Origin of the sequence: Amycolatopsis sp. NPDC005961 (genome assembly GCF_040629235.1) — a bacterium.
In the GTDB taxonomy this organism is placed as follows: Bacteria; Actinomycetota; Actinomycetes; order Mycobacteriales; family Pseudonocardiaceae; genus Amycolatopsis; species Amycolatopsis camponoti.
Map to the genome: position 1 here is coordinate 1 of NZ_JBEXVF010000003.1, position 12,774 is coordinate 12,774.

The 12,774-nt window shown below is 71.1% G+C and carries 10 protein-coding genes; 6 read left to right on the forward strand and 4 right to left on the reverse strand.

Annotated elements, in window-relative coordinates; all coding sequences use genetic code 11:
* Nucleotides 1-340: 340 nt before the first annotated feature.
* The gene (locus tag ABZ342_RS03385; RefSeq protein ID WP_360468408.1) at nt 341-2,113 is read left to right on the forward strand and encodes an alpha-L-fucosidase; all 1,773 of its coding nucleotides are present in this window, start codon (nt 341-343) and stop codon (nt 2,111-2,113) included.
* Here ABZ342_RS03385 and ABZ342_RS03390 read toward each other — a convergent pair.
* Nucleotides 2,092-3,330, reverse strand: a complete 1,239-nt coding sequence (locus tag ABZ342_RS03390) for a trehalase family glycosidase (RefSeq protein WP_360468409.1) — start codon at nt 3,328-3,330, stop codon at nt 2,092-2,094. The two genes, ABZ342_RS03385 and ABZ342_RS03390, sit on opposite strands and share 22 nt — an antisense overlap.
* A gap of 58 nt (nt 3,331-3,388) precedes the next feature.
* Here ABZ342_RS03390 and ABZ342_RS03395 point away from each other — a divergent pair, with 58 nt between their 5' ends.
* A complete protein-coding gene (locus ABZ342_RS03395; RefSeq protein WP_360468410.1) occupies nt 3,389-4,531 on the forward strand; it encodes an ROK family protein in 1,143 nt (380 codons plus the stop codon).
* A 303-nt stretch (nt 4,532-4,834) separates the two neighbouring features.
* Entirely contained in the window at nt 4,835-6,766 is a 1,932-nt protein-coding gene (locus tag ABZ342_RS03400) for a S53 family peptidase (protein ID WP_360468411.1), read from the forward strand.
* 48 nt (nt 6,767-6,814) lie between these two features.
* Here the strand turns inward: ABZ342_RS03400 and ABZ342_RS03405 are convergent, their stop codons facing one another.
* Nucleotides 6,815-8,332: a sensor histidine kinase gene (locus ABZ342_RS03405; RefSeq protein ID WP_360468740.1), complete on the reverse strand. Its 1,518-nt coding sequence runs from the start codon at nt 8,330-8,332 to the stop codon at nt 6,815-6,817.
* Between the two features lie 169 nt (nt 8,333-8,501).
* On the opposite strand from ABZ342_RS03405, the gene ABZ342_RS03410 reads away from it, so the two are divergent.
* From ABZ342_RS03410 to ABZ342_RS03420, 3 genes are read left to right on the forward strand one after another with little or no spacing between them, the layout of a single operon-like run.
* Nucleotides 8,502-9,863: a cytosine permease gene (locus ABZ342_RS03410; protein WP_360468412.1), complete on the forward strand. Its 1,362-nt coding sequence runs from the start codon at nt 8,502-8,504 to the stop codon at nt 9,861-9,863.
* Between the two features lie 44 nt (nt 9,864-9,907).
* Nucleotides 9,908-10,579, forward strand: a complete 672-nt coding sequence (locus ABZ342_RS03415; protein ID WP_360468413.1) for an SDR family NAD(P)-dependent oxidoreductase — start codon at nt 9,908-9,910, stop codon at nt 10,577-10,579.
* Entirely contained in the window at nt 10,576-11,577 is a 1,002-nt protein-coding gene (locus ABZ342_RS03420; protein WP_360468414.1) for an S-adenosylmethionine:tRNA ribosyltransferase-isomerase, read from the forward strand. Before ABZ342_RS03415 ends, ABZ342_RS03420 begins: the two co-directional genes overlap by 4 nt.
* Nucleotides 11,578-11,776: 199 nt before the next feature.
* Here the strand turns inward: ABZ342_RS03420 and ABZ342_RS03425 are convergent, their stop codons facing one another.
* Together ABZ342_RS03425 and ABZ342_RS03430 are read right to left on the reverse strand one after the other, a co-directional pair.
* Nucleotides 11,777-12,163, reverse strand: coding sequence for a hypothetical protein (locus ABZ342_RS03425; protein ID WP_155544927.1), 387 nt, complete (start codon nt 12,161-12,163; stop codon nt 11,777-11,779).
* Between the two features lie 35 nt (nt 12,164-12,198).
* Nucleotides 12,199-12,600, reverse strand: a complete 402-nt coding sequence (locus ABZ342_RS03430) for a hypothetical protein (protein ID WP_360468415.1) — start codon at nt 12,598-12,600, stop codon at nt 12,199-12,201.
* Nucleotides 12,601-12,774 lie beyond the last annotated feature (174 nt).

Genomic DNA, 12,774 nt, shown 5'->3' on the forward strand with positions numbered 1-12,774 from the left:
GCACCTTCGAAGGTGCCCCCGGGGAAGAAGGTGGCCGGGATGCCGATCCGCCGTCCGTCGGCATCCCGACCAGCTCTGGGGGGCGCGGCGTGCTGCCCGTGTCGCCGGAGCGGTGGGGGAGAGCGAAAGCGCTCTCTGGGGAGAACATCTACTCGCTTCCGGGAGGTCGAGTCAAGAGAGATCGGATCTCTCGTGTCATATATCAGATATTTAACCCGGTTGGCCGCAGTCGTGATGTACCGGCCGCTGGGACGTCGTGAAAAGGTCGGATCACAGTATTGACCGTGCCCGGAACCCAGGAGTACACCACCGAGTGGACCAGACCACTTGGAGGTCACTGATGTCAGCCAAGTTCCTGCGCCGGGTGCTCGCCGCGTGCGCTTCGATGCTGGTGGTGGCCGGGCTTCTCGCCGCACCCGCGTCGGCCGACCTGCAGAAGCCGTCCCAGCAGTGGCTGCGCGACAGCCAGGCGGGCCTGTTCCTGCACTGGGGCATGCGCACGTCACCCGGCTACACCAGTTGCAGCGCCTGGGAAAAGGCGATCACCGACGGCGGGTGGAGTCCCGCCTACTGGGTCACCGAAGCCAAGAAGCTGCACGCGTCGTACCTCGTGCTCGCGTCGTTCCACAGCCGGCTCGGCTACTCGCGGGCCTGGCCGTCGAAGATCCCCGGCAGCTGTACCACCAAGCGGGACTTCCTCGGCGAGCTGATCGCCGCGGCGAAACCCCAGGGGCTCAAGGTCATCCTCTACATGACCAACGACGCCCAGTGGCACGACGAGGGCGGTCACGAGTGGCTCGACTCGGCGGGCTACTCGAAGTACAAGGGCAAGACCGTCGACCTCGACAGCCAGAGCGGCTTCGGCCAGTTCAGCTACGACAACTTCTTCGAGGTCATGAAGAACTACCCGGACCTCGGCGGGTTCTGGATCGACAACGACAACGCCTACTGGGAGTCCCACGACCTGTACCAGCAGATCTACCAGCAGCGGCCGGACTACTTGCTGAGCAACAACAACGAAGACACGCCGATCATGGACACGATCAGCAACGAGCAGAAGACCGGCATGACGCCGTCCTACGACTACCCGCAGGCGACCTACACGGCGATGCCGCGGCTGACCGAGGCCTGTTTCAAGCTGCCCGACACCGGCTCGTGGTGGTACGGCGGCTCGAACTCGGCGGTGAACAAGGCGCTGAACATCGGACGTCTGGTGACGAACTCGGGCTCGTCGATCAAGTCGCTGATGGCCGAGACGGCGATGGTGAACGGCAAGTTCCCGTCGAACCAGGAAGCGTTCAACAACTTCGCGAACACCTACCTCGCCGCGATCTGGGAGTCCCTCGGCGGGACCGAGGGCGCCGGGTACATGTACGGCGGCATGCAACCCGGCTTCTGGAACGACGGCGCGCACGGCGCCATCACGATCAAGGGCGACACGCAGTACGTGCACGTCCTGACCAAGCCGTCCGGCAGCACCCTGAAGATCCGCGACAACGGCTACCGCGTCTCGAAGGTGACGAACCTGCGCACCGGCGCGGCGATCTCCTTCAGCCAGGGCAGCGGCAGCCTGACGCTCAGCGGCCTGTCCGGCTGGGACACCTACGACACGGTGTTCAAGGTCGAGACGGCCGGTCGCACCGGCACGTACGACCCGAAGACGTTGACGCTCAAGGCGAGCGCGTCCGCGAGTGGCCACAGTGGACAGGCCGCGAGCGACGGGGACTACCTGACGTACTTCGACAACAACAAGACCTTGCCGGTCAACCTCGACTACGACCTCGGCTCGGCGAAGAAGGTCCAGTACCTCGGCCTGAACCAGCGGGAGGACTCGGTCAGCTACGCCCGGTCGGACAGTGAGCAGTCCGCGCGGATCAAGGCGTACAAGGTGTTCGTGTCGAGCGACGGCAAGAACTGGGGGAGCGCGGTGAAGTCCGGCACGCTCCCGAGCCACCGCGGCGTCCAGTTCGTCGATCTCACGGCGGTGACGTCGAGGTACGTCCGCTTGCAGGTGACGAGCACGTACGCGGCGTCGAGCGACAGCACGCGCTACAAGCGCCTGCGGATCGACGAGACCTGGCTGGGCTCGGACTACGCGACGACGGCCGGCTGAGCCAGCAGGTCCAGGGTCAGCGCCGCGGTCCAGCCGAACGACCGGGCGCCGTGCCCGGCGCCGGTCAGCGGGTCGACGTACTCGGCGAACTCCGTCCGGGACGCCGTCTCGACGAGGTCGTCGCCCAGCCGGGCGGCGAGGGCGTGCTCGCCGTGGCGCTGCAGCCCCTGCCGGACCAGCCAGCCGACGTTGGCCCACGACGGGCCGCGCCAGTAGCGGCCCGCGTCGAAGTCCGCCGCGGTCAGGTCGTGGCTCGGGACGCCGTGGACGCGCCCGAGCCGGAACCGCGGCCCGGTGGCCGTCGCCAGCAGGGCCGGGGCGACGGCCAGGTCCGGCAGCAGCAGCGGCAGCAGGCCCGCGCACGTGTGTGCGCGGGTCCGCTCACCGGTCCGGACGTCCCGGGCGAAGAAGAAGCCGTTGTCCCACAAGGTTTCCTGCATCGCCTTTTCGACGCGCGCCGCGGCTTCGCGGTGCGTGGCGGCGGCCGCGGGCAGGCCGAGTTCGACGGCGATCTCGGCCAGCGCCAGCTCGGCGTCGGCCAGGATCGCGTTGAAGCCGGGGTCCTCCACGACGAAGTCGCCGAAGTCCTGGTAGCCGCTGTCCCGGTAGTCCGCGGCGAGGCGGACGTACCGGCCGTAGTCGTCGTCGCTCGGCCGGTCGGCGGCGGCGCCGTGCTGCAGGTCGCGGCGGACGAACCCGGCCGACGGCGTGACGCGCGCGAGCGGCTCGTCCCAGGCCGGGCTGTTGTCCATGCCGGACTCCCACGGGTGCACGATCGCCGCGAGCCCGCGCCCGCCGGCGTCGCGGTGGGTCCGCAGGTACTCGTGCCAGGCCCGCAGCTTCGGGTACAGCGTGGCGAGGAACGTGTGGTCGGGCTCGGCCTCGTGCACCGCGAGCACCGCCCGCGCGTGCACCGGCGGCTGGATCAGCCCCGACGTCCGCCGCGCGCGCCAGAAGTCCGGGCCGGGGAAGTACGCCTCGGGCGGGGTGTCGGGGTTGAAGAGGATGTGCGGGACGCGGCCGTCGCGCCACTGCGCGGAGAACAGCGTCAGCAGCTCACGGCGGGCGCGCGAGGGCGACAGGTGCCGCAGGCCGATCGCGATGAACGCCGAGTCCCAGCTCCACTGGTGCGGGTAGAGCGAGCGTGAGGGCACGGTCGACGAGCCGAGCCAGTTGTCTTCCAGCACAGCCGCGGCCCGCCCCCATGTTACGTCCATGTGTCCAATCTATCTCCGACTTGTGTATTGTCAATGGACAAAAGTACGGGGGAGGGCGATGACGACCAGCGCCGGCGAGCTGTTGCAGCTGGTCAGGACCGGGCAGGCGACCACGCGGAAAGTCCTGCTCACGCGCAGCGGGCTGTCCCGGACGACGCTCACCGCGCGGCTGGACCGGCTCCACGCGGCAGGCCTGCTGATCGAGGGCGCTCAGGAGGACTCCACGGGCGGCCGTCCGGCCCGGCGGCTGCGCTTCGACGACCGGCACGCCGTCGTCCTCGCCGCGAGCGTCGACACGATGCACGCCGAGGCCGCGCTCACCGACCTGTCGGGACGCCGGCTGGCCCACCGCGCGGGCGACCTGCGCGTCGCCGACGGGCCGGAGCCGGTGCTCGGCCGGATCGCGGAGTGGTTCGAGGAGATGCTGGCCGGGGTCGACCGGCCGGTGTGCGGCGTGGGGATCTCGGTGCCGGGGCCGGTCGAGCCCGGCGGCGGGCGCGTCACGCAGCCGCCGATCATGCCGGGCTGGGACGGCTACCCGATCGACGCCTTCCTCGGTGCGCGGTTCGGCGCCCCGGTGCTGGTCGACAACGACGCGAACCTGATGGCGCTGGGCGAGCACCGCGCCCGCTACCCGGACACGGCCGCGCTGGTCGTGGTCAAGGCGTCCACCGGAATCGGCGCCGGCCTGGTGATCGGCGGCGAGGTGTACCGCGGCATCGACGGGGGCGCGGGCGACATCGGGCACGTCCGCCTGCCCGGCCACGAGGACGCGCGCTGCTTGTGCGGCTCACTCGGCTGCCTGGCGGCGGTGGCCGGCGGAGGCGCGCTGGCCGCCCGCCTGACGGACCTGGGCCTGCCGACGACGTCGGGCTCGGGAGTCCGTTCGCGGATCCTGGCCGGCTCACCCATCGCGGTGCGGCTCGCCGAGGAGGCTGGGCGGCAGGTGGGGGAGGTGCTCGCGACGCTGGTGTGCGTGGTCAACCCGGGCGTGCTGGTGATCGCCGGAGATCTGGCCGAGCCGCATTTCGTGGCGGGGGTCCGCGAGGTGCTGTACCGGCGCGCGCTGCCGCGTTCGACGCGGAACCTGCGGGTCGAGATCGGGGGGCGCGGGGAAGCTCTCGGTGGGGCGGTGGCCATGGTCGTGGAGGCGCAGTTCGCGCCCGCGGCGGTGGATCGCCGGCTCGGGACGACGGGCTGACGGCCGAACTACCGTCACCCGCGGACTGTCCCGAGTGGACGGAGCAACCGACTTTCGTAGGTGGCAGGAGCCCCGCCCACCTGATCCGCAATACGGCCACAAATCGGACTTACCTCTCATCAAGTATTATTCCTCGCGTAATCCGAGTGACAAATCGGATTTCCGTACCACGCGCGGGACCCCGTGAATTCGCGACCAGATAACGGTTCCGCAAGTACTTCCCCGCGAGCGGAACACCGATCTAGTCTCGTCCGGTGTTCCAGGCCCATTTCCTGGGGGCCGCTTTCGAAGAGGGAGATTTCTGTGCGAAGAAGCTCCACCCTGCTCCTTTCGCTCGCGGTGGTGGGTGGCCTGACCGGCGCCCTGCCGGCGACGGCGTCCGCGCAGGGGCGTCAGGACATTCCGCAGTCGCACCCGTTGTGGGCGAACGCGCAGGCGAAGGTCGCCGACACGGCGCCCGCGTCCAAGCTGAGCTTCCGGGTCTACCTGAACCAGCGCGACAACGCCGGCGCCGAGGCGCTGGCGCAGGCCGTGTCCGACCCGGACAGCAAGACCTACCGCCAGTACCTCAGCCCGGACCAGGTGCGTGACCGGTTCGCGGCCAGCGACGCGACGGTGAACGCCGTCAAGACCTGGCTGACCGGCAGCGGGTTCAGCGTCGGTGACGTCCCGTCGAACCGCGCGTACGTCGAGGCCACCGGCACCGCCGACCAGACGCAGAACGCGTTCGGCGTCAAGCTGGCCAAGTACAAGGTCAAGGGCCAGACCCTCCGCGCCGCCGACAAGAACCTGTCGGTGCCGGCGAACCTGGCGGCCGACGTCCTCGGTGTCGTCGGCGTCGACCAGGCGACCAACCTGTTCAAGCCCGACCACGCCACCGGCTCGGCGACGCCGGCCGACGTCCCGCCCGGCCCCGGCTTCCGCAACGCGCGGCCGTGCAGCGCCTACTACGGCGAGAAGATCGACACCACCGATCCCGCCTACAACGGCAAGCACCTGCCCTACGCCCCCTGCGGCTACACCCCGGCGCAGCTGCGGTCGGCCTACGGCGTCGACAAGGTCGGCGCGGACGGCAAGGGCACCACGATCGCCATCGTGGACGCGTTCGCCTCGCCGACCATCTACTCCGACGCGAGCACGTACGCGAAGAAGAACGACCCGCAGCACCCGCTGAAGCAGAGCCAGTTCAAGCAGCACGTGTTCCCGGCGAACCCGGTTCTCGAGCCGCCGGACCAGTGCGACGCGGCGGGCTGGTACGGCGAGGAGACCCTCGACGTCGAGGCCGCTCACGGTCTCGCGCCGGGTGCCGACATCCTGTACGTCGGCGGCGAGTCCTGCGAGGACAACGCCCTCGACGTGGCGCTGAACTACGTGATCGCCGGCCACAAGGCCGACATCGTGTCGAACTCCTACGGCGACACCGGCGAAGACATCCCGGCCGACGAGGTCAAGGTCTTCAACCAGATCTCGCTGCAGGCGGTGCTCGAGGGCATCGGCGTCTACTTCTCCTCGGGCGACAACGGTGACGAGGTCGCGCGCCTCGGCACGCCGTCGCCGGACTTCTCCGCCTCGGCGCCGTGGATCACCGCGGTCGGCGGCACGTCCATCGCGATCGGCAAGGACGGCAAGCGGATCTTCGAGACCGGCTGGGAGACCAGCAAGTCGCTGCTGACCAACGGCGTCTACGGCCCGGCCAACTACACCAGCGGTTCCGGTGGTGGCACGAGCCGGCTGTTCGCGCAGCCCTTCTACCAGAAGGGTGTCGTGCCGGACGCGCTGGCGAAGAAGAACCAGACCGGCAACAACAAGGGCCGTGTGGTGCCCGACATCTCCGCGGTCGGCGACCCGAACACCGGCTTCCTGGTCGGCCAGACGCAGACCTTCCCGGACGGCGCCTACTACGACCAGTACCGGATCGGCGGCACGAGCCTCGCGTCGCCGGTGTTCGCCGGCATCATGGCGGTGGCCGACAGCTTCGACCACTTCCACCACGGCTTCATCAACCCCGTGATCTACAAGCTGACCTCCCGCACCTCGGCGATCAGCGACGTGAAGCACGTGGACGCCGCCGTGGAGCGCGTCGACTACGCGAACTCGGTCGACGCTTCGGACGGCCTGCTCACCTCGGTGCGCACGCTCGACTACCAGGGTCTGACCATCCACACGACCCCGGGCTACGACGACGTGACGGGTCTCGGTACGCCCAACGGGCTGCTGTTCCTGCTGCTCGTCTAGCGAGTGATTCCCGAAGGGCCCCCTCGTCGCTGCGGCGAGGGGGCCCTTTCACGTCCGGAGCGGGATGGCCGCCCGGACTGTCGTCCCGCCGTCGTCGCTCGTGACGTGCAGCTCGCCGCCCAAGGCTTCGACGCGGTCGCGCAGGCCCGCCAGCCCGGTTCCGCCCTCGAGCGACGCGCCCCCGACACCGGCGTCGCGGACTTCGAGGCGCAGCTCGGCGCCCTCGACCGCGATCCGCACGACCACGTCGTCGGTCCGCGCGTGCTTGAGGGCGTTCGTCAGCGCTTCCGACGCCACGAAGTAAGCCGTGGCCTCGACGGCCGCGTCCAGCCGGGGCACCGTGCCGACCTTCAGGGCGACCTCCATCGGGATCCGGTCGGCCAGCGAGCGCACCGCCGCGACCAGGCCCGCTTCGGTGAGGATCGCCGGGCGGATCCCGCGGGCCAGTTCCCGCAGCTCGGTGATCGCCGTCTGCAGCTCGTCGACCGTGCCGGACAGCAGCGCCCGGACCTCGGCCGGCAACGCGCCGCCGTACCGCCGGCCGGTCATCCGCAGCAGCAGCACCACGCTCACCAGCCGCTGCTGGGCGCCGTCGTGCAGGTCGCGTTCCAGGCGGCGGCGTTCCTCGTCACCGGCCGCGACGAGCCGGGCCCGCGACGCCCGCACCTCGGCCAGCCGCTGCTCCAGCTCCGCCGTCAGCCGCTGGTTGTCCAGCACCAGGCCGGCCGCCGCGTTCAGCGCGTCGATCGACCGGCTGTCCTTCCACACCTCGTCGTCCTGCACCAGCGCGGCCAACCCGGTGCCGTCGCGTTCCAGCAGCAGCCGGATCATCTCGGCGTTGCCGACGCGGGCGCGCAGCACGCCGGCCAGGAACGCCAGCGGCCACAGGCAGAACAGGATCCGGTAGACCTGCAGCAGCGGCTCCGACAGCGGGTGCCCGTCTCCGAGCGCCGTGCCGACCCCCGACGCGAGCGCGCCGGACAGCGCGATCGCGATCACCGGCGACAGCAGCCGCCGCTGCGGCAGCCGGCCGGTCAGCCACCGGTAGAGCAGCACGGTGATCACGCCGAGGCTGATCGCCGTGGCGGTGAGCTCCAGCACGCGGTCGGCGATGCCGTGGCCCGCGTGGCCCGCGGAGATCGCCAGCAGGTCGCGCGGGTCGTCGCCGAAGAGCAGCCCGAGCACGCCCAGGCCGAACACCACCAGGTAGGACGCGGCGACGAGCAGCCGTTCCCACCGCGACCGGAGCCTCCCGTGCGGGAAGGCGAGCACGAGGTGCGCGATCACCGGGCCGGACGCGGCGCGCAACGGCACGGCGATCGTGTAGAGCACCGGGTCCGGGGTGAACTGCAGGTCCTCGAGGAACACCGCGACACCGGCGAGCGCGATGAGCACGCCGATCGGGTTGGCCGGGCGCCGCACGTGCGCGACCGCGCCGGCCAGCAGGAACAGGAACCCCGTGGCGGTGCTCAGGGCCGTGTCGAGCGCGGAGTGGGCGCCGTCGGCCACCTTCAGCGTCAACGCGGTGACGCCGAGCGCGAAACCGGCGGCCAGCAGGCCGGTCATCGCGAGCGTCCGCGGGTGCTCGGCCACGCAACCCTCCCGTGGGCCCCGCCGGGTGATCCTGACGGGTGTGTGCGGCGGTCCGGCAACGGCCAACCGTGATTCGCCCGTTCGGGCCGTCGCGTTACACCACGCGGCCGCGCTTTAGGGTGAACGCGACAGGAGGCAGCACATGAGCGGCTTGGGTGCGGAGGTCTTCGGCGGGCGCATGCCCACCGGAGGTCGTGACCTGGCGATCGAGACCCACGGCATCGCGCCGGTGCCCGAGGGCAACCGGTTCGGGCGGCCGTGGCGCCTGTTCAGCGTGTGGTTCGCGCCGAACCTGACCATGACGGCGGTGTTCACCGGCACGCTCGCCGCGGCGTACGGCCTCGGGTTCTGGACGGGCCTGGCCGCGATGCTCGCCGGCACCGTGCTCGGGTCGCTGCCGGTGGCGTACCTGTCCACCTGGGGACCGCGCACCGGCACCGGCCAGCTGCCGCTCGCCCGGCTGCCCTTCGGCGGCGGCGTCGTGCTGCCGGGGCTCCTCCAGTGGCTCGGCTCGATCGCCTGGGACGCGCTGGTCGGCCTGTTCGGCGGTGAGGCGCTGGCCGAGCTGACCGGGCTGCCGTTCTGGGCGGCGGTGCTGATCGTGCTGGTGCTGCAGTGCGCGCTCGGCGTGTTCGGCTACGCCCTGATCCACCGCGTGCAGGCGGTGATGAGCGTGCTGCTGGTGCTCGCCTTCGCGGCGCTCGCCGTGAAGGTCCTTTCCGGACACCCGATCGCGACCGCCGACACGGCCTCGGGCGCCGACCTGGCGGGCAGTGTCGTGCTGTTCACGACGATCACGCTGTCACTGGCGATCTCGTGGGCGCCCTACGCGTCGGACTTCAGCCGCTACCTACCCGCTTCGACGTCCTCGCGAAGCGTCTTCTGGGCGACGCTGCTCGGTCTCGTCGTTTCGTACACGATCGGCGAAACCCTGGGGCTCGCGCTGGGGTCGTCGCTCGGCGACCAGACGGCCACCGGCGTCGCCGCACTCCTCGGCGGCGGCTTCCTGGGCGCGCTGGCGCTGGCGGTGATCGCGCTCGCGGCGGTGTCGTCGAACGCGATGAACGACTACAGCGGCTCGCTGGCCCTGCAGACCGTCGGCGTCCGGCTGCGACGCCCGGTGTCGGCGGTGATCGTCACGGTGCTCGCGTTCGCGCTGATCCTCTGGATGCACAGCGGCGAGCTGGCGGCCAAGTTCCAGAACGTGCTGCTGTTCGTCAGCTACTGGATCCCGCCGTTCCTCGGCGTCGTCATCCCGGACTGGCTCGCCCGGACCCGCGGCGGGCGGCGCGTGGACGTGCTGGAGTCGACGTCCGTGCGTCCCTGGGCCGCACTCGTGGCGTTCGTGGTGGGGTTCGGCGCGGCGGTGCCATTCATGAACACGTCCCTCTACACCGGACCGGTCGCCTCGGCGCTGCACGGCGCCGATCTCGCGTACTACGTCGGGCTCGTCGTTTCGCTGGCAGCGTACTTCCTGCTGCGGCGCCGCCTTGACCTCAAGTAATATAGAGGTTTGACGATGGTGTGGTACCCCTCGAAGGAGGAACCATGCCAACCGCACTCGTCACCGGTGCGTCCGCGGGCCTGGGCCGCGCCCTCGCCGCCGCACTGGTGAGTCGCAAGTGGACAGTCATCGGCGACGGCCGGGACGCGGCCGCTCTGGGTTCCGCCGCCCGCGAGACCGGCTTCACGGCCGTTCCCGGCGACGTCACCGACCCGGCCCACCGCGCCGCGCTCGCCGACGCCTGTCCGTCTCTGGACCTGCTCGTCAACAACGCCAGTTCCCTGGGCGTCAGCCCGTTGCCGCCGTTGGGGAGCTATCCCTTGGCGGAGCTGGAAAACGTCTACCGCGTGAACGTGTTCGCGCCGCTCGCCCTGACGCAGCTGCTGCTGCCCGCGCTGACGCGCGCCCGGGGCACCGTCATCGACATCAGCTCGGACGCCGCCGTCGAAGCGTACGAAGGCTGGGGCGGGTACGGCTCGGCGAAGGCGGCGCTCGACCAGGTCACCGCCGTGCTCGGCGCGGAGAACCCGGACCTGGCGGTGTACGCGGTCGACCCGGGCGACCTGCGCACGGCGATGCACCAGCGCGCGTTCCCGGGCGAGGACATCTCGGACCGGCCGCTGCCGTCGTCCGCGGTCCCGGCGTTCCTGCGGCTGCTGGATTCGCGTCCGCCCAGTGGCCGCTACCGGGCCGCCGACCTGCTGGTGAGCGCATGAACATCCGGTTCGACCTGCCGGACGAGCTGTCGGCGTCGGCGCCTCCCGAGGCGCGCGGCTTGGCGCGGGACGAGGTCCGCCTGCTGGTCGCGTCGCCCGCGGGCGTCCACCACACGGTGTTCTCGTCCCTGGGTTCGCACCTTCGGCCGGGGGACCTGCTGGTGGTCAACACCTCGGGAACGTTGCCGGCGGCGGTCGACGCCGTGCGTGCGGGCCGGCCGATCGTGGTCCACTTCTCGACCTCGCTCGACGACGGTTCGTGGGTCATCGAGCTGCGCGCGCCCGGCGGCCCCCTGCTCGATGGCCGGGCGGGGGAGCACCTCGAGCTGCCCGGGGGCGCGTCACTGACGTTGCTGGCTCCGGCTTCGCCGGGGGTCGCGCGGTTGTGGCGGGCCGCGGTGGCGATGGAGGGTTCGGTGCCGGGGTTCCTGTCGGCGGCGGGCCGCCCGATCCGCTACGGGTACGTGCCGCGGGCGTGGCCGTTGCCGGACTACCAGACGGTGTTCGCCCGCGAGCCGGGAAGCGCGGAGATGCCCTCGGCGGCGCGGCCGTTCTCGGAGTCCCTGGTGGTGCGCTTGGTGACCGACGGTGTGCTGTTCGCGCCGCTGGTGCTGCACACGGGGGTCTCGTCACCGGAGGCGGGCGAGCCACCGCAGGCGGAGCGGTTCCGGGTGCCCCCGACAACGGCGGCGCTGGTGTCGTGGGTGCGCTCCCAGGGGGGCCGGGTGATCGCGGTGGGCACCACGGCGGCGCGAGCACTGGAGTCGGCCGCCGAGGGGACTGCGGAGGGGTGGACGGATTTGGTCCTGGGCCCCGAACGTCCGGCGCGGGTGGTGGACGGGATCGTCACGGGCTTGCACGCACCGGACGCGTCCCACCTGCTGTTGCTGGAGGCGGTGGCGGGAAGGGACCTGGTCCAGCGAGCGTACGACGCGGCGGTGGAGCGCCGGTACCTGTGGCACGAGTTCGGCGACGTTTCCCTGCTGCTGCGCCGGTGACTCGGTGTGGCGTTTGGTGCTGTGGGGGCAGCGGTGTTGCGCTGCCGGCCGAGCGCCCCCGCCCCAGAGCAGCCCCCGCCCTCTCCGGGGGTCCGGCCCCGCATCCAGCCTACCGGCGCCACCCGACGAAAAGCCGGAAAAACGACAGCCCGGGCCTGCCCCTCCACATCAGGCCCGGGCTGTGGACAAAGGCGAGCCGCTACCGCCGCGCCGGCTCTTCGCGACGTCGGGCTCGCAGCAACCCCGCCACCGATACCACCGCGATCCCCAGCCCCACCCCGGTGACGATCGAAGCCACCAGGCTCGCCTCGCCCGTGACCAGGCCGAACGCCCCGCCCAGGTACACCGGGATGCTCACCGCCACCGGCAGCCAGTTCCGCAACGAAAACGCCCGGTCCGACGCCAGCCACAGCACCAGCGTCACCGCCGCCCCCGTGAAGACCGGGATCGCCCAGACCACCAGGCTCGTCACCGCGTCCATCCCCAGTGACCTGAACCACTCGAACGTCGCCTGGCCCATCCCGATGAACAGCACGACCAGCGCCACGCGGACGCCGGTGGCTCCCTGGCCCCGTCGGCTTGTCATGTTTCCTCCCGAATTCGTCGTCACTCGTACCACGTTCAGGTGACGTCGGAGGTTGCCTCGGTGCGCCGGACGGTTCGCCACCGCGCGAGCGCGACCAGCAAGAAGATCACCAGCGGGACCGCCGTGAAGACGAGCACGAACGTGTGACCGCGGGTCGCCGACCCGGTGACCAGGCCGGACAGGCCGAGGACGGTGACCGGGGCGGCCAGGCCGAGCAGCGGGGCCGTCCGGCGGGCCGGGCGCTTGCCCGTGAACCGCCAGAAGAGGAATCCGACGGCCACGCAGGCCGGGCCCAGCGCGGCCGCCAGCACCACGGCCGTCCACTCGCCCAGGCCGATCGCGGTCAGCCAGTCGGCCCCGATCGGCCCGAGCGCGAAGCCCGCCCACACCGCGTACGCCACCAGGACCATCAGCCGGATCTCCGCGACCGTCTTCATCCGTTCCCCCTCGAAGTCGTCCGACTACCACCACGCGCGAGGGGGCCGGGTGGTTGCCTATAGGCGCACGCCGATACCCGTGTCAAGAAATCTCAGCGGATTTCCCGGGATGCGGATGGCTATGCGCCTGAGTGGGTGACCGTGCGAACCTCGCCCCGACACCGATCCCGCGAA